Genomic DNA, 15,534 nt, shown 5'->3' on the forward strand with positions numbered 1-15,534 from the left:
TTATGATGCTAGGAATCGCAATTGAAAAATCACAGGATCATTTAATCATTAAATGGCAACTATCCACAATAGAAATACCCATTTCCGAAATCATAAAGGTGACTCAAGATGATACATATGCGGGTGAAGATAAACGTGCGATTAGAATTGGCACGCCATATGCTACAACGGATCGTATCGTGCTTCATACTGTATCTGAAACGTATATCTTGTTCACAACGAATGCCACTTCCATACAAAACAAGATCAACGCACTGATATAAGGAACCAAGTACACGATGAAAAGAGCTGCCGGATGTTCCCGGCAGCTCTTTTCTCCGTATATGGATGAGTATTCGCTATATCGGTAGGCTGGCAATCACGCTGTTATACAACTTCAATCCTGAATAAGCGACGATGGCGACTAACGCGGTCCATACGAAGATGGGAAAGAAGATGAGCCCGACCAGCCCAGATACATTCACACTGGAGCTTAACTTAAACACAAAGTAAATCAGGGCCACGACATTCGTGATAAGGAAGATGGAAATGAGCCCCGGGAGGAATTGGACGCTGAACAATGAACAAGCTCCGCCGATCACATAAATGACCGACCCCATCCTGATGCTCGTCAATGCTTTCCCATCCGAATCTTTGGAAAAGAATAGAAGGGAAAGCTCAATGACCGTGTCCGAGATTAACTTCAGCGCTGCAAACACCATGAACATGACCAACAACAACACAATCATCAAGGCAAGCTTAATTCCTGTCTCGGAAAAGAACTCCAGCATCCCTTGATAGATTCCTAAATCCCCGAATAAGATAAGCACCTGCATTTCCCCATAAATCGCAAAGGACAGACTAAACAGTAGTATCGCAATGATCGGGAAATAACTAAGTAAATACGTGTTTTTCATTTTTTCTCCATCCATGTATCTTTTATCCTATTATTATGCAAGATATAAAAGGATTTCACAATGGATTTTTACATATATTCCCCTCTTTGCACCCCTCTGAAAATATTTTTTGAGCCGTTTCACGCTCCTTTTCTACCTATATATAAAACTCGATATCAATCAGCATTCCTCGCTCCTTATGTCATGCAAACCCTCAAAAATTGGGTTATACTTTTAGGAATGACACGTAACACATATAAAAAAAACACATTCAACGAAGATACTTTACCGTCTAGGATTGTGTAAAAAAATGCATAATAAGGCGATGACTTCGTTTATAAGGGGGGAGTTTATGTCTTTGCTTCATTGGGCGGTATTATCACCATTTCTTTTGGCCATCTTAATACCGTTTTTATACAAGTATTTACGTCGAATACATACTGGCTGGTTTGTACTGATTCTACCCGTTCTTCTATTTAGCTATTTTTCCCGGTTCATTTCTTCAACCAAACAAGGGGAGTCCATTACTGAACGGGCTACTTGGATTCCTTCACTAGGAATACATATTGACTTTTATGTAGACGGGCTAGGTCTTTTGTTCGCTCTGCTCATAACGGGGATTGGTTCACTCGTTATTTTGTATTCCATCTTTTATCTATCAAAAGAAAAAGAAAAACTGAACCAGTTTTATGTCTTTCTCTTACTATTCATGGGCGCCATGCTTGGTGTGGTCCTTTCCGACAATTTAATCGTTCTCTATTCATTTTGGGAATTTACAAGTTTGTCATCCTTTTTACTCATTGGGTATTGGAACGAAAGGGAACGCTCACGTTATGGAGCTCAGAAATCCCTTCTGATCACCGTCTTTGGCGGATTAAGCATGCTTGGGGGAATCGTGCTCCTTTCCATCATGGGAAACACCTACAGCATAAGGGAACTGATAGCTCAAAGCGGCGAACTGTTGGATCATCCGCTTTTCATCCCTGCTCTTCTACTCATTTTACTGGGTGCCTTCACTAAATCGGCACAGTTCCCATTTCACATCTGGCTACCTGATGCCATGGAAGCACCGACACCAGTCAGTGCCTATCTCCATTCCGCGACAATGGTCAAGGCTGGCATTTATCTGGTTGCCCGTCTAAGCCCGGTGTTTGCGGAATCCGGTGTCTGGTTCTGGCTCGTTTCGATTGCCGGGTTGGTCACCTTATTCTGGGGTTCATTCTCAGCTGTGAAACAAACGGACTTAAAGGGGATTCTTGCCTTTTCCACCGTCAGTCAGCTTGGTTTGATCATGTCTCTATTGGGAATCGGAGCCGCTGCCCTTCACTATGACACGCTGGGAGACAATATATACCTGGCCGCAACAGTGGCCGCCGTCTTCCACTTGATTAACCATGCAACCTTCAAAGGAAGTCTATTCATGGTGGCAGGTATTATTGACCACGAAACTGGTACAAGGGACATCCGCAAGCTTGGTGGCTTGATGCAGCTGATGCCCATCACCTTTACGGTGGCCATCATCGGTGCCTTTTCCATGGCCGGGCTTCCTCCGTTCAATGGGTTCTTAAGTAAGGAAATGTTCCTGGCTGCCATGGTGAATGTATTGGAACTGGATATATTCAATATGGAGACATGGGGCGTGTTATTCCCGGTAGTGGCTTGGGTTGCTAGTGTTTTCACTTTCATTTACAGCATGATTGTCGTTCTTAAGCCTTTTACAGGGAAACTTCGACATTTGGATAAGAAACCGCATGAAGCACCGATTGGCATGTTGATTTCACCGATTATCCTTGCGTCTTTGGTCCTTGTATTCGGGATTTTCCCTAATCTACTATCTTCGTCAATCATCGAGCCGGCTGTGGCGAGTATACAGCCAAGCTTGGCAGACCCGGATTATCATGTTCATATCGCATTCTGGCATGGTTTCCAGCCGGAAGTATGGATGACGATCGGAATCATTGTGGTAGGGATCATTTTATACAAAACGTTATCCAAATGGAACGGCATCTATCGGATAGTGCCAGACCGTTTTTCATTGAACTCCCTTTATGATCATGGATTAAAGGGGATGGAACGCTCGGCATCTACCATCATGAAGTTTCTCATGACAGGGTCGATTCGAAACTATCTGCTCTCGATTTTCCTTTTCTTCATCCTTTCCTTAGGCTTTTCCCTTTACTGGAAAGATGCCTTTGTACTCGATACAGGAAACTTTGCTCCATTCGGCGTCTATGAAGTCGTTTTGGCGGCTATCATCGTGATTGGATCGATTGCCATTCTATTTGCGAAATCCCGTTTAACATCGATCATCCTCTTAGGGGCGGTCGGCTATACCATTTCCCTATTTTTCGTCTTGCTTAGAGCACCGGATTTGGCATTGACGCAACTTGTCATTGAAACCATCTCCGTCGCGCTTTTCCTGCTCTGTTTCTTCCATTTACCATTACTTGCAAGCAGGAAGGAAGAGCGGATGACATTCAGGTTGAATAATGCCTTGATTTCAATTGGCGTTGGCGTGATCGTCACATTGATTGCTTTATCAGCGCATAGCAATAAGCTATTTGCTTCCATTTCAAGTTATTACCTTGAAAATGCGTATAAGGAAGCAGGAGGAAAAAACGTGGTCAATGTCATTCTCGTTGACTTCCGCGGACTTGATACGATGTTTGAAATAAGTGTTCTTTCCATCGCAGCACTCGGGATCTTCGCGATGATTAAATTGCGACTGACTGGGAGGAAAGATAAATCATGAAACAAAATGACTTGATTCTTCAAACGGTGACAAAGGTTGCGGCCTTTGTTATCCTACTTTTTTCCGTTTCCATCTTTTTAGGCGGCCACTACTCACCGGGGGGCGGGTTTGTCGGCGGATTGATGACATCAGCGGCGATTGTCCTTCTTTTACTCGCCTATGACATTAAAACCGTCGCGGAGATCTTGCCGATTGACTATAAACTGATGATAGGTGCAGGTTTATTCATCTCTGCCCTGACTGTAGCCGGTTCGCTCCTGTTCGGGGTTCCGCTCATGACTCATGTGTACCGTTATATCGATTTTCCCATCCTTGGTCACATCTCGCTTCATACAGCGGTACTTTTTGATTTAGGCGTTTACCTCGTGGTTGTTGGTGTAACGATGACCATTATTCAAACGATAGGGGAGAGTGAATAATGGAACTTTTAATGGCCATTGTCATAGGAATTCTATTTATGTGTGCAACCTACTTGATGCTATCCAAGAGCATTTTGCGGATCATCATCGGTACAGGGTTGCTTAGTCATGGGGCCCATCTTTTGATTTTAACGATGGGTGGTTTAAAAGGAGGTTCCGTCCCATTGCTTGGGGATGTGGCGACGTCTTATGTTGACCCGCTTCCACAAGCTCTCATCTTAACGGCGATCGTCATCAGCTTCGGTGTCACTTCCTTTTTATTAGTACTTGCCTACCGGACCTACCAGGAACTGGGGACGGACGATATGGAAGAAATGAGAGGTACCGACACAAATGATTAATCTACCATTCTTGCCTGTTTTATTACCGCTTTTTACAGGCATCATCCTTATTTTCTTTTCAAAAAAAATCAAGCTTCAACGAGGGATTTCTTTCATTTCATCCCTCATCGGAATCGGGATTGCTATCTATTTGGTCCTTTCCGTTCATAATGAAGGGATCTTGACACTGGGAGTCGGCAGCTGGGATGCGCCTTTCGGTATTGTGATTGTCGCTGACATGCTTGCCTCCTTACTCGTTCTGACCACGAATATCATTGGATTGGCGATACTGGTTTACTCGTTTTACTCCATAGGGAAAGAACGTGAGGCCCATTATTACTATCCTGTCTTTCAATTTTTACTGATTGGCGTAAATGGGGCATTCCTTACCGGTGACCTGTTCAACCTATTCGTCTTTTTTGAAGTCATGCTGATGGCCTCCTACGTACTCCTTGTCTTGGGAGGAACGAAAATTCAGCTGAGGGAATCATTGAAGTACATCACCGTCAATGTTCTTTCTTCCTCCTTTTTCGTCATCATGGTCGCTTATCTGTATTCGGTGCTCGGCACGTTGAATATGGCACACCTGAGTCAGCGGATAGCAGAGGCAGGACAACCTGCCATCCTATCGGTCATCGCGATCGGCTTCTTGATCGTCTTTGGCTTGAAGGGAGCCATTTTTCCGCTATTCCAGTGGCTTCCGGGTTCTTACTATGCACCGCCTATCCCCGTGATGGCCTTATTTGGAGCCTTGCTTACCAAAGTCGGGGTCTATTCCATTTTCAGGACCTATACACTCATGTTTCATCATGACCAAGATTTCACCCATATGTTTCTCCAAGTCCTGGCGATTTTAACCATCATCATGGGAGTCATCGGTGCAATCGCCTATTGGGATGTTAAAAAAATCATCATTTATAATATCATCATTGCCGTCGGCGTCATCATCTTCGGAATTTCGTTGATGAATGAACCAGCCTTATCCGGATCGATCTTATACATCATTCATGACATGTTAATCAAAGCCGCACTGTTTTTATTGGTGGGCATCATGATTAAGATCAGTGGCTCTGATGATTTACGGAATATGGGCGGATTGATCAAGCAATATCCTGGCCTTGCCTGGACCTTCTTCATCGCAGCCTTATCACTGGCCGGAATCCCTCCATTCAGCGGATTTGCCGGCAAGCTGATGATCCTTCAAGGGGCAGCCGACAAAGGAGCCTATATTGGCTTGGCGATGGTCTTGCTATCAAGTTTGATGGTCCTATATTCTGTGATGAAAATTTTCATACACGGTTTTTGGGGAACCCCGAAAGTCGCGTATACCCTAGGTAAGGCAACGGTCAACACAATGCTTGTCCCTGCGGTCCTGCTTGTCGCCATTTCCGTCTTATACGGAGTGGGAACAGAAGCGGTTTACCCCTATATTTTACAAGCCGTTGACACATTAATGAATCCCGATATTTATATCGATGCGGTTTTAAAGGAGTAATGCCTGATGTCCTTTCAAATTTTACTGAATGTATTCCTGGCTATCATCTGGATGTTTTTGAAAAATGAATTCAACGGAAGCACCTTCATCATTGGCTATGTTTTAGGACTTGGCATCCTGTTTATCTTCCGTCATTTTTTCACCAGCCGTTTTTATCTCAACCGAGTGTATGCCGTCATCCGGCTGTTCTTCATTTTCGCCAGGGAGCTCCTGTTATCCAATATTAGCGTACTTAAGGTCATACTTAAGCCAAGGCTCGATATGAAACCGGGTATCTTCGCATACGAGACCGTGCTTACGAAGGATTGGGAGATTACCGTCCTATCCAATTTAATCACGCTGACCCCAGGCACCCTGGTTGTGGAGGTTTCGGAAGACAATCGCATCCTTTATATCCACGCGATGGATATCGCTGATAAAGAAGAAGCCGTCGACAGCATTAAATACACATTTGAAAAAGCAATCATGGAGGTGAGCAAATAATGTTCGATCTTTTACTTAAAATCGCTTTGCTCGGTGTCTCACTATCCATGCTCGGGTTTCTATACCGGTTAATTAAAGGACCTTCTGTTCCTGACCGGGTCATTGCCCTGGATGCGATGGGCATCAACCTCATCGCTCTCGTGGCGCTCGCATCCATCGTCATGGATACGAATGCTTATTTAGAAGCCATCCTGTTGCTCGGCATCCTGTCATTTATCGGAACGGTCGCTTTCGCCAAGTTCCTTGAGAAAGGGGAGATCATCGAAAATGACCGAAATCGCTGAATTTCTTTCTGCAGGCTTTATTTTGATCGGTGTCTTTCTATTCTTGGTATCCGCCTTCGGCATTATCCGGTTGCCTGATGTTTATACACGAAATCATGCCGTATCCAAAAGTTCCACCCTCGGGATCATGTTCATCCTGATTGGGACACTCTTATACTTTTATTACAAGCACAGTCATTTCGATTTCCGTGTCGTACTAGCCATCATCTTCATCTTCATGACCAGTCCAGTAGCCGGACATTTGATCAACCGCTCCGCCTACCATTCTGGCGTTAAAATGTGGGATCAAAGTGTCCAGGATGATTTGAAGAAAAGCCGATGAAGCAAAAAAGGAGCTGCCGTTTTACCCAACGGCAGCTCCTTTTTGTTCACTCTCACTTTGGCAGGTCGATGACTGCCAGCGTACATCTGGAAACGCAGACCAGGTTTCCTTCTTCATCCCGGATCTTCACATCCCATATCATGGTCGTTCTCCCATGATGAAGGATGTTCCCTTCTGCAGTGACAAGGCCCGAACGGACACCCCTTACATGATTTGCGTTGATTTCAAGCCCGACGACCGCTTGTTTCGTGCCGTCGACCAGCTGGAAACCACCGATGCTCGCAACCGACTCGGCCAGGGCGACCGATGCGCCTCCATGCAATAGACCAAATGGCTGTTTTGTCCGTTCATCGACGGGCATGGTCGCAATGACTTTCCCATTACTCAATTCCTTCATTTCTATCCCAAGTGCGCCAATCAACGAACCTTCCACATTGATATCCATCTTAGACCCATCCCTTTCATTTTAGAATTCTATCATTAAAACCATTCTACCTTGTCTGGGTGAGTTATAACAGATATAAATGAATAACCATTCATTATTGGTGAAAAAAGAGGATGATCCGGGTACCTTCCAGTCATCCTCCATCTCATATACATGCCTGTCTTACTTGGATATAACCTGCTTCAGCTCCGACCAGTTTGTCAGTCTTGGGATGGACTCTATCTCACGGTTATAGGAATTATCGATGGCATATACCTTCGTTTGAATGCCCACCAACGTTTCCAAAACGGCCGGTTTATCATCGAAATAATAGTCCAGCTCCAATTTCTTGATCGTTTCAATTTTTTCATGGTCTTTCATGCCACAATAAAAATGGTCGTCCTTTACAGGGAATCCATTCTCGATCATCCATTGTTTCGTCCGTTCACCATGCTCGGCTTTTCTTGCCGTAATATAAAAGATTTCATGTCCTTCGTTTTCAAGGGTCTGTAATGCTTCCACTGCCCCCTCAAACGCCGGGCACGAGGAATAATAGATTTCTTCGGCAAGGCTATTCCACATTTTTCCGCCTTCTTCTTTACTCATCTCGAACAATTCATGAATCTCCAAGGTTTTCAAGGCTTTGAATTTTGTTAACTCTACATTTTTATTGAGCTTTTCATTATATAACTGGAATGCATATTCCCTTAAATTAATCAAAGTATCATCTATATCAAAACCGAATCTCATCTTCTTCACTCTCCATTTAAACATACGCGGTAAACAAGGATTCAAAAGATTTCTCCATGTCCACCTGCAAGGCCTGTAGCTTTTCAATATAAGCTCTTCTTTTTGGCTCCGCCCTTTTGAGCCCCGTTAATCCGCTATCTCCCAGAAGGATGTGTTCATAAATTTGTTGGGCCACTAGTTCAGCGTCACCAAGGGCACAATTGAGTCCGAAAGCACCAGTGGGGGTCATGGTATGGGCCGCGTCCCCCACTAGCAGAACACCATCTTTGGTCCACGTTTCACATGAGCAACTATGAACGTCCAATAAAATGAAGTCCTGCCAGGATTGGATATTTTCACGGACCACACTCCGTAACTCTGGGAAATTCATGATCAACTTTTCAATAAAAGGTTCAAAAGGCTGTTTCCGAAGCTGAGGGTACGAACCATGTTCTATATTCCATCCGATTTGGATGAAACCACCCGCCTGAGTGAAGAGTGCCAACTGGGAACCATTGACCAATGCATTCTTGATTGATGGCTTCCATCCGTAAGGGGCCGGTATTTTAGCCCAGAGTAAATCATAGCCGTGGTTCTTGACCTCAACCGGGATTTTCGCTTTTTTCCGGACCGTTGAAAACCTTCCATCCGCCCCGACAATCAATCGGCTCTGAATGGTGAATTCACTCCCATCCTTAACGGCTTTCACTCCACAGAACCGCCCCTCTTTGTCCTGGACGAGATCTGTCACCCTCGTGTTCAGCATCAAGTGGAAGGAATCTAACTTTTCAGCTTCATCCAAGATCACCTTCAACAGATGCTTCTGCGGAACATGAATGCCCAGATTATCTTGATGGGCGTCCGGATAAATCTCTTTTACCAGTCGCCCCTCCTGCCAATATTCAATCTGTTCCATTCTAAGCAGGCCCAGATTCTCCACTTTCGCAAATAAGCCAAGCTTTTTAAGGATGCTCTCCCCTTCATCGTTTAAGAATTCCCCTCGAAATTCCTGTGCGACTGCCTGATTTCGCTCAAGGAGGATGACCGAAATGTTCTGTTTGGCCAATAAATAGGCTAAAAGCGCCCCTCCAGGTCCTGAACCGACAATGCAAACATCCGTTTTACCCATCATGCTTCTCACCTGTTGTCTATTTTATTTTGGATAAGCCGTTATGCGGATGTCTTCCCCAAACGTATCAACATGAGAGATGGAAACATCCAAGGCTTCATCCATTTGATCTACATCGTCCCCTGAAAAAGGAGTAAGTGAGTTTCTTCCACCCAATAGTTTAGGAGCTACATAGATTAGATATTTATCGATGAGTCCTGCCCTTAAGAATGAAGCATTTACCTCGCTTCCGCCTTCAAGCAAGACATCCGTTATCCCCTTTTTATATAGTTCGGCCATCAGGATCTCCAAATCCAACCCTGCTTCTGTTTTGGGGACCATGATGAATTCGACTCCCCTTTCGCTTAGGGAGGCGATTTTTTCCAACGAGGCATTTTCATGCGTGACAATGACCGTTCTCGCTTCTTCTACCTGTAAGACATGGGAATCTAGAGGCACACGGAGTTCACTATCCAAAATGATGCGGACCGGATTTTTTCCCCCGCCTTCAGGAAGCCGGGTCGTCAAGGATGGATTATCGGCCAGGACCGTTCCGATGCCGACTAAAATTGCATCGACCTCATTACGTAGCAAGTGGACCGAGTGACGGGATTCTTCCCCTGTAATCCATTTCGAATGTCCAGTGTGGGTCGCCAGCTTCCCATCGAGCGTCATCGCAAATTTGGACAGGACAAAAGGCCGCCCTGTCGTCATATTATGGATAAAGCGTTCATTCAGCCTTCGTGCTTCTTTTTCCAAAATGCCCACTTCCACTTCAATGCCTGCCTCTTTAAGAAGCGCGATTCCTCTCCCTGCAACTTCCGGGTTGGGATCTTCCATGGCCACTACGACCCGTTTAATTCCCGATTCCTTCACCAAGTTCGCACATGGTGGTGTTTTCCCATAATGGGAACAAGGTTCAAGCGTCACATATAAAGTTCCACCTTTGGCATACTCTCCCGCCATTTTGAATGCATGGACCTCGGCATGCGGTTCACCGGCTTTGCGGTGAATCCCTGTTCCGGCAATCACGCCGTCTTTCACAATAACAGCCCCGACGATGGGGTTCGGGTTCGTCTTCCCTTTAGCACTGCCCGCTAGGTCCAAAGCCAGTTTCATGTAATATTGATCATTATTCATCATCACAGCTCCCCTTCACACAATTACAGTGGGATCCTCTAGTGGGATATGCCCGGATTTCTTGATTTTTGTATCCAGATAGAAACTATTCGTTTCAGTCAAACCACCCCAAAGCGGGATATGATTCTTCGCCGTCAAGCCATGCTCCTTAAGCGCTGCCAGCTTTTTAGGATTATTCGTAATCAGCGTTACGGGTTTATGACGCAGAGCTTTCAACACCGTGATCGCTCCTTCATAAGATCTTGTATCATCTTCGAATCCCAAAGCATGGTTCGCTTCAACGGTGTCAAATCCTTCTTGCTGAAGCAAGTAAGCCAATGATTTTGTAAATAAGCCAATACCTCTTCCCTCATGATCCGCAAGGTAAAAAATGGCGCCGGTTCCGGCGTCGGCAATCATCCTCATCGATTGGTGAAGCTGGTATCCGCAATCACAACGTTGACTGCCGAATATATCCCCCGTATGGCAGATACTGTGCATACGGACGAGTGCATCCTCCGCTTTCTCGAAATCACCATACACCAATACCGAAGATTGCTGGCCAAAAGCCAAGTTGGCAGTCGAAAGCGATTCGAGCACTGCTTCTTCAACATTATCCTCGCCATCAAGCTGAAGCCAGGTGTACCATTGGAAGACAGCCGAAAAGTCACCTTGCTTAACAGGGAGATTCACGGGACCGACCAGGCATAGATCATCTTTACCCGGTGTTTTCAGGATGTTCATTTTATCTATTAAAAGGTCTTTTATTTGCTTTGTTATTTTCATAGTAAAATCACCTATTTTTTAGTTTTATATAGTACGGTCTTGCTACTTACTTAAGGTAAGCAAGTATTTTAAGTATACTACCAAGTGAGGATTTTTACAAATAATAGTGTACACTTCTTTCTATTTTCCAAGTAAGAAAAACGGCTTTCTAAAACACTATCATAATCTTCTACATCCACTCATATTTTAACCTATATAATAAACCTGTCTATGGAAAGACATAGGAAAGGGAGGCAAACCTTTGGCTGATATCCCTTATTTTTTTTTCGACCAAGATTTTTTCCAGAGAAACCGTGATTGGGGAATGCCTTATCGCAATCAGGTAGATCCGCTGCTTCGCCCTTTCTCCGCCGGAAACCCCGACCTCTTGATTCAATCGGCTAAATCTTCGCAATCGTTAATGGATGATGCAAAAAAAGTAGTGGATATGATTGCCTCGTCCAAACCATTTTCGACACGGCTCATGTCCGCCGCCCAAGAATCGAAAACGGCTGCCGTCACCGACATGATCAAAAAGACAGGTATTAAAAACGAACCAGATATCAAGTACAATCCCGATGGCATCCGTTTTGATTTTTATCCGAAAAAAGGAGAGATAAATTGCCATGTCATCATCAGTTTGAAGTGGAGCAACATATGAAAAAACCGAAGCCTCTTTCCGGCTTCGGCATCGATCCTAGTTCTTGCCCGGATTGAATGTTTCCACAAGAAGGGCAAGGGTACGGGTCATGACTCCAGTCGCCCCGGCCGTACCCAGTTCATTTGCGCTCGCTGTCGTGGATGTTCCCGCAATATCGAGATGGACCCATGGGGTCGATTCGGCAAATTCACCGACAAAGGCACCACCCATGATGGCATGCCCGGCTCCTCCCGGCGAATTATTCAAATCCGCAATCTTACTATTACGCACACGCTCTTTATCCTTTTCGGTAATCGGCAGGCGCCACATTGGCTCACCGGCTTCCTCAGAGGCCTTTTGAACTTGTTCATAGAATTCCACGTTATTGGTCATGGCACCTGTCATATCATTGCCCAAGGCCGTTATAACACCACCCGTTAAGGTGGCAACATCGACAAGGTATTCCGCACCATGGTGTTTCGCATATGTCACGGCATCCGCCAATACAAGCCGTCCCTCGGCATCCGTATTCAGCACCTCGATGGTTTTACCACTCATGGCGGTAATCACATCATCCGGTTTAAATGCATTTCCACTGATCATGTTATCGGTAGAAGGAATGACGGCAACGACATTTTGATCCGGGCCCAATTCCCCGATGATTTCCATCGCACCCAAGACGGCCGCTGCACCGCCCATATCCGTTTTCATTCCAACGATTCCAGCCTTCGTTTTTAATGAGTAACCTCCTGTATCGAAGGTAATTCCTTTTCCGACCAACCCGATTACATCCGTCCATTCTTCTTTTCCCTGATATTTGAGGACGATCATTTTCGGTGGTTCGACCGATCCTTGATTGACCGCTAGAAGAGCACCCATTCCAAGCTTGAGCATGTCTTCCTTCTCGATGATTTCAACCTCGAATCCATACCGGTCCCCCAATTCCATGGAATAGTTCGCTAAATCCGTGGAGGTCAGTAAGTTCCCAGGTGTATTAACTAGCGTCCTCGCTGAATTCGTCGCTTTCCCAAACACACGGCCGACATGTAGGGCCGCTCCCACTTCATCCGTTTGGCACTCACTATAAACCGTGATGGCTTCCAAACTTTTTTCTATCTGGTTCGATTTCTGTTTATACCCGGCAAATTTATAGCCTGCCAGCTCAAATGCCTCGGAGAATGCATGCGCCGCATCCAGTGCGTCCAACTGTTCAGTCGTGAAGGTGTCCAAAGCGATGCTGATTGTCGTAAGCCTTGATTCAGCCACCACTTTGCGGGCCTTCCCTAAAGCTTCCCTTAAAGTCTCGAAAGATAGTTCTTTTTCTTTCCCTAGACCGACAAAAATCAGCCTCTTTACGCCTAGTTTTCCTAAAGTATGTATTTTAGTGATGGACTTCTTCTTGGAAGAGATATCACCATCCTTCACCAATTGTGTAAGATGTCCCGATAATTTCTCATCCGCTTCCTGCCCAATCCCCGTGAATTTAATCGGCCGATCAAACACACCCATTAACAGGCATTCTTCCGTAACATCTAAGTTTAATGTATGTTTCACTGTAAACATTCTGATACGCCTCCATTCGAATACTCCTATTATAACCAAATTCCCCGAAATTTCCGAATTCAATGCACAAAGTGGATTTGAAATGCCCGCTTCATTCATTTAAACAAGATGATCCATTCGATTTCACTTAACCAATTTGTACATCAGGATATCATCGACATATTCATTTTCACTCATTTTAAATTCTTTAACCTTACGACCTTCTTCAATGAACCCCATTTTCTTGTACAAAGTAATAGCACCGTGATTTGATGCGAAAACGCCTAAACTCACTTTTTCGATGAAGGGATTGCTCTCTGCCCAATCCAATAATGCCTGTAGTAGCATACTTCCAATCCCCATTTCTCTATAACCCTTTCTTATCATCATGCCAAAGGTGCCTGTATGGGACAATCGCATTCTATTTTTGGCCATTTCGAATACTATCCAACCAACGACTTCTCCCTCACTTTCAGCTACCAGTAATGTTTCTCTTTCATGATCCAATATGCTCTGAACCCATTCGCTTTGTTGGGAAGATGTTTTATTGAACTCTGTGGATAACGCGATTAGGAATTCACCTTCTGACACAACGGATTTCTGGATGTCTAAAATCGCCTCGGAGTCTTCCAGTTTTCCAGGACGACCATGTAACTAACCGGGTCTTTTGAAATAGACAATACTATCTCCTCCTTATAAAACATATGATTACTATTCATATTCTTTATCGACCTACCTAGACCTTCTAAAGAATCGCCTCTTCTTTCTAAATCTTAGCTCTATTTCACCTGCCTAGTAAGGAAGTAGTTTAGAAAGCCGCCCTTTAGAGAAAGAGTATAAGAAAGATCATATTTATTTCCAATAAGCAGGGAATCGATAGGATATGATGGAAAGTATTAGTAAGGATGAATATTTTCCCGTCTCACCGTTACTTTATAAATGGAAAGAAGGCTGAAACTTTTGGAATTTTTTTTAAACTTCCCTTTAATTGCCGCTTTAATCGCCATTTTCTTTGCCCAATTCATTAAAGTCCCGATTCATTTCATCGCCTTTCGTAAATGGGATTGGTCGTTGATCAACTCAACGGGCGGTATGCCAAGTTCACATTCAGCCGCCGTGACTGCACTTACCGTAGCAGTGGGGATTGAAACGGGCATGGACTCACCCATCTTTGCCGTTGCGACACTTTTTGCCATCATCACGATGTTTGATGCAACGGGTGTTAGGAGGCAGGCAGGGGAACAGGCTGCCGTCCTGAATCAGCTTGTCACAGATTTCAATTTATTTGTCGAACAAGCGAAGAATTGGCAGAAGAAAGAGGAGAAGCAGAAGCAGCAGCAATTGAAGGAATTATTGGGCCATAAACCGATTGAAGTCTTTTTCGGAGCATTGACTGGAGTATTCATCGCACTTGTTCTTCACTTTTTAATCTTTCAAGGGTAGGTGACTTATAAATGAAATTAATCTCTCTTTGCCCAAGTAATACCGAACTCTGTACATATCTCGGAATCGAAGACCAGTTGATTGCCATCGATGACTATTCGGATTGGCCCGACTCCATACAGCATCTGCCTAAAGTCGGTCCAGATCTGTCCATTAACATCGATCTCGTGGAATCATTAAAACCTGATTTGGTTCTTGCTTCCCTCAGCGTACCTGGTATGGAAAAAAACATCGAGGCACTCAAAAAACGAAAGATTCCTTATATCATCTTTAATCCGCAATCGCTTGAAGATATCGCCCAGGATTTACTGACCCTTGGGGAAGCCGTTCAGGTACAGGAAAAGGCCGCGTTGCAGGCGGACAAATTCCGTTCCACCATCCGGCAATATAAGATGGTAGCGGACAGCATCGACCATCCCCCTTCCCTCTACTGGGAATGGTGGCCCAATCCCCTTTTCTCACCTGGCGGGGTCAATTGGTTAACGGAAATCAGCCGTCTGGCTGGAGGGTATAACCTCTTTGAAGAAGTAGACATGGCAAGCATTCAAGTGCCATCGGAAGAAGTCCTAGAAAAGGACCCGGACCACATTTGTTTAGCATGGGTCGGCGTCCCGTTACATAAGGTCAACCCTGAATTAATCAAGAAACGGAAGCGCTGGTCGGAAATGAAAGCCGTCCAAAACCATGCGATTCATATCATGGAAGAACCCTTATTCTGCCGGCCGTCCCCCAGATTGCTGGATGGACTATCCAAACTGGCTAGGACGCTTCATCCCGAAGCCTACCTCCACATCCCTACAGATTGAACGGCAAA

Annotated in this window: 18 protein-coding genes and 1 pseudogene; 11 read left to right on the forward strand and 8 right to left on the reverse strand. The window is 44.8% G+C overall.

Annotation, left to right across the window (positions count from 1 at the left end; translation table 11 throughout):
- The first annotated feature begins 5 nt into the window (after nt 1-5).
- On the forward strand, nt 6-263 hold the full coding sequence (locus ACIQXH_RS18045; protein ID WP_403125152.1) for a SunI/YnzG family protein: 258 nt from the start codon (nt 6-8) through the stop codon (nt 261-263).
- Nucleotides 264-338: 75 nt separating this feature from the next.
- On the opposite strand, the gene ACIQXH_RS18050 is transcribed toward ACIQXH_RS18045, so the two are convergent.
- Nucleotides 339-911: a DUF5366 family protein gene (locus ACIQXH_RS18050; protein ID WP_403125155.1), complete on the reverse strand. Its 573-nt coding sequence runs from the start codon at nt 909-911 to the stop codon at nt 339-341.
- A 316-nt stretch (nt 912-1,227) separates the two neighbouring features.
- Here ACIQXH_RS18050 and ACIQXH_RS18055 point away from each other — a divergent pair, with 316 nt between their 5' ends.
- Genes ACIQXH_RS18055 through mnhG form a run of 7 tightly spaced genes read left to right on the forward strand, consistent with a single transcriptional unit; the run spans nt 1,228 to nt 6,950 of the window.
- Nucleotides 1,228-3,627 (forward strand): Na+/H+ antiporter subunit A, encoded by a 2,400-nt coding sequence (locus ACIQXH_RS18055; protein WP_403125159.1) that lies wholly within the window; start codon nt 1,228-1,230, stop codon nt 3,625-3,627.
- Nucleotides 3,624-4,046 carry a Na(+)/H(+) antiporter subunit B gene (locus tag ACIQXH_RS18060; protein ID WP_402871069.1) on the forward strand — a complete coding sequence of 141 codons (423 nt, stop codon included), beginning with the start codon at nt 3,624-3,626 and terminating at the stop codon, nt 4,044-4,046. Before ACIQXH_RS18055 ends, ACIQXH_RS18060 begins: the two co-directional genes overlap by 4 nt.
- Nucleotides 4,046-4,387, forward strand: coding sequence for a Na(+)/H(+) antiporter subunit C (locus ACIQXH_RS18065; RefSeq protein WP_402871066.1), 342 nt, complete (start codon nt 4,046-4,048; stop codon nt 4,385-4,387). The genes ACIQXH_RS18060 and ACIQXH_RS18065 overlap by 1 nt, the downstream gene beginning before the upstream one ends.
- A complete protein-coding gene (locus tag ACIQXH_RS18070; protein WP_403125163.1) occupies nt 4,380-5,861 on the forward strand; it encodes a Na+/H+ antiporter subunit D in 1,482 nt (493 codons plus the stop codon). Before ACIQXH_RS18065 ends, ACIQXH_RS18070 begins: the two co-directional genes overlap by 8 nt.
- Nucleotides 5,862-5,867: 6 nt before the next feature.
- A complete protein-coding gene (locus ACIQXH_RS18075; RefSeq protein WP_402871061.1) occupies nt 5,868-6,344 on the forward strand; it encodes a Na+/H+ antiporter subunit E in 477 nt (158 codons plus the stop codon).
- Between the two features lie 47 nt (nt 6,345-6,391).
- Entirely contained in the window at nt 6,392-6,628 is a 237-nt protein-coding gene (locus ACIQXH_RS18080; RefSeq protein ID WP_402871344.1) for a Na(+)/H(+) antiporter subunit F1, read from the forward strand.
- The gene (gene mnhG / locus ACIQXH_RS18085) at nt 6,612-6,950 is read left to right on the forward strand and encodes a monovalent cation/H(+) antiporter subunit G (protein WP_403125165.1); all 339 of its coding nucleotides are present in this window, start codon (nt 6,612-6,614) and stop codon (nt 6,948-6,950) included. Before ACIQXH_RS18080 ends, mnhG begins: the two co-directional genes overlap by 17 nt.
- A 52-nt stretch (nt 6,951-7,002) precedes the next feature.
- On the opposite strand, the gene ACIQXH_RS18090 is transcribed toward mnhG, so the two are convergent.
- The 5 genes from ACIQXH_RS18090 to ACIQXH_RS18110 all read right to left on the reverse strand — a co-directional run bounded on the left by ACIQXH_RS18090 (nt 7,003) and on the right by ACIQXH_RS18110 (nt 11,116).
- The gene (locus ACIQXH_RS18090) at nt 7,003-7,395 is read right to left on the reverse strand and encodes a hotdog fold thioesterase (protein WP_402871057.1); all 393 of its coding nucleotides are present in this window, start codon (nt 7,393-7,395) and stop codon (nt 7,003-7,005) included.
- 162 nt (nt 7,396-7,557) lie between these two features.
- Nucleotides 7,558-8,124, reverse strand: a complete 567-nt coding sequence (locus ACIQXH_RS18095; RefSeq protein ID WP_402871341.1) for a 5' nucleotidase, NT5C type — start codon at nt 8,122-8,124, stop codon at nt 7,558-7,560.
- A 16-nt stretch (nt 8,125-8,140) separates the two neighbouring features.
- A complete protein-coding gene (locus ACIQXH_RS18100; RefSeq protein ID WP_403125167.1) occupies nt 8,141-9,235 on the reverse strand; it encodes an FAD-dependent monooxygenase in 1,095 nt (364 codons plus the stop codon).
- Nucleotides 9,236-9,256: 21 nt separating this feature from the next.
- Nucleotides 9,257-10,351, reverse strand: coding sequence for a bifunctional diaminohydroxyphosphoribosylaminopyrimidine deaminase/5-amino-6-(5-phosphoribosylamino)uracil reductase RibD (gene ribD / locus ACIQXH_RS18105; protein ID WP_402989990.1), 1,095 nt, complete (start codon nt 10,349-10,351; stop codon nt 9,257-9,259).
- Nucleotides 10,352-10,366: 15 nt separating this feature from the next.
- Nucleotides 10,367-11,116, reverse strand: coding sequence for a GTP cyclohydrolase II (locus ACIQXH_RS18110; protein WP_402954312.1), 750 nt, complete (start codon nt 11,114-11,116; stop codon nt 10,367-10,369).
- A gap of 241 nt (nt 11,117-11,357) precedes the next feature.
- On the opposite strand from ACIQXH_RS18110, the gene ACIQXH_RS18115 reads away from it, so the two are divergent.
- A complete protein-coding gene (locus ACIQXH_RS18115) occupies nt 11,358-11,756 on the forward strand; it encodes a YuzC family spore coat inner layer protein (protein ID WP_402871049.1) in 399 nt (132 codons plus the stop codon).
- 36 nt (nt 11,757-11,792) lie between these two features.
- Here ACIQXH_RS18115 and ACIQXH_RS18120 read toward each other — a convergent pair whose 3' ends face one another.
- Entirely contained in the window at nt 11,793-13,298 is a 1,506-nt protein-coding gene (locus tag ACIQXH_RS18120) for a leucyl aminopeptidase (RefSeq protein WP_403125170.1), read from the reverse strand.
- Between the two features lie 123 nt (nt 13,299-13,421).
- Nucleotides 13,422-13,957 (reverse strand): annotated as a pseudogene (locus ACIQXH_RS18125) (N-acetyltransferase family protein).
- 280 nt (nt 13,958-14,237) lie between these two features.
- Between ACIQXH_RS18125 and ACIQXH_RS18130 the strand changes: the two are divergent.
- Both ACIQXH_RS18130 and ACIQXH_RS18135 read left to right on the forward strand, forming a co-directional pair.
- Nucleotides 14,238-14,720, forward strand: a complete 483-nt coding sequence (locus ACIQXH_RS18130) for a divergent PAP2 family protein (RefSeq protein ID WP_402871041.1) — start codon at nt 14,238-14,240, stop codon at nt 14,718-14,720.
- An 11-nt stretch (nt 14,721-14,731) separates the two neighbouring features.
- On the forward strand, nt 14,732-15,526 hold the full coding sequence (locus ACIQXH_RS18135) for a cobalamin-binding protein (protein WP_402871038.1): 795 nt from the start codon (nt 14,732-14,734) through the stop codon (nt 15,524-15,526).
- The last annotated feature ends 8 nt before the right edge of the window (nt 15,527-15,534 follow it).

The organism is Peribacillus sp. NPDC097225 (genome assembly GCF_044761955.1).
Taxonomy (GTDB): domain Bacteria; phylum Bacillota; class Bacilli; order Bacillales; family DSM-1321; genus Peribacillus.

Bases quoted from the DNA above. Each gene is read 5' to 3' on its own strand.
- ACIQXH_RS18080 (WP_402871344.1), top strand. From the start codon at position 6,392: ATGCTCGGGTTTCTATACCGGTTAATTAAAGGACCTTCTGTTCCTGAC.
- ACIQXH_RS18100 (WP_403125167.1), bottom strand. From the start codon at position 9,235: ATGATGGGTAAAACGGATGTTTGCATTGTCGGTTCAGGACCTGGAGGG.
- ACIQXH_RS18065 (WP_402871066.1), top strand. From the start codon at position 4,046: ATGGAACTTTTAATGGCCATTGTCATAGGAATTCTATTTATGTGTGCA.
- ACIQXH_RS18135 (WP_402871038.1), top strand. From the start codon at position 14,732: ATGAAATTAATCTCTCTTTGCCCAAGTAATACCGAACTCTGTACATAT.
- ACIQXH_RS18055 (WP_403125159.1), top strand. From the start codon at position 1,228: ATGTCTTTGCTTCATTGGGCGGTATTATCACCATTTCTTTTGGCCATC.
- ACIQXH_RS18070 (WP_403125163.1), top strand. From the start codon at position 4,380: ATGATTAATCTACCATTCTTGCCTGTTTTATTACCGCTTTTTACAGGC.
- ACIQXH_RS18045 (WP_403125152.1), top strand. From the start codon at position 6: ATGCTAGGAATCGCAATTGAAAAATCACAGGATCATTTAATCATTAAA.
- ACIQXH_RS18095 (WP_402871341.1), bottom strand. From the start codon at position 8,124: ATGAGATTCGGTTTTGATATAGATGATACTTTGATTAATTTAAGGGAA.
- ACIQXH_RS18050 (WP_403125155.1), bottom strand. From the start codon at position 911: ATGGATGGAGAAAAAATGAAAAACACGTATTTACTTAGTTATTTCCCG.
- ACIQXH_RS18075 (WP_402871061.1), top strand. From the start codon at position 5,868: ATGTCCTTTCAAATTTTACTGAATGTATTCCTGGCTATCATCTGGATG.
- ACIQXH_RS18120 (WP_403125170.1), bottom strand. From the start codon at position 13,298: ATGTTTACAGTGAAACATACATTAAACTTAGATGTTACGGAAGAATGC.
- ribD (WP_402989990.1), bottom strand. From the start codon at position 10,351: ATGAATAATGATCAATATTACATGAAACTGGCTTTGGACCTAGCGGGC.
- ACIQXH_RS18090 (WP_402871057.1), bottom strand. From the start codon at position 7,395: ATGGATATCAATGTGGAAGGTTCGTTGATTGGCGCACTTGGGATAGAA.
- mnhG (WP_403125165.1), top strand. From the start codon at position 6,612: ATGACCGAAATCGCTGAATTTCTTTCTGCAGGCTTTATTTTGATCGGT.
- ACIQXH_RS18110 (WP_402954312.1), bottom strand. From the start codon at position 11,116: ATGAAAATAACAAAGCAAATAAAAGACCTTTTAATAGATAAAATGAAC.
- ACIQXH_RS18060 (WP_402871069.1), top strand. From the start codon at position 3,624: ATGAAACAAAATGACTTGATTCTTCAAACGGTGACAAAGGTTGCGGCC.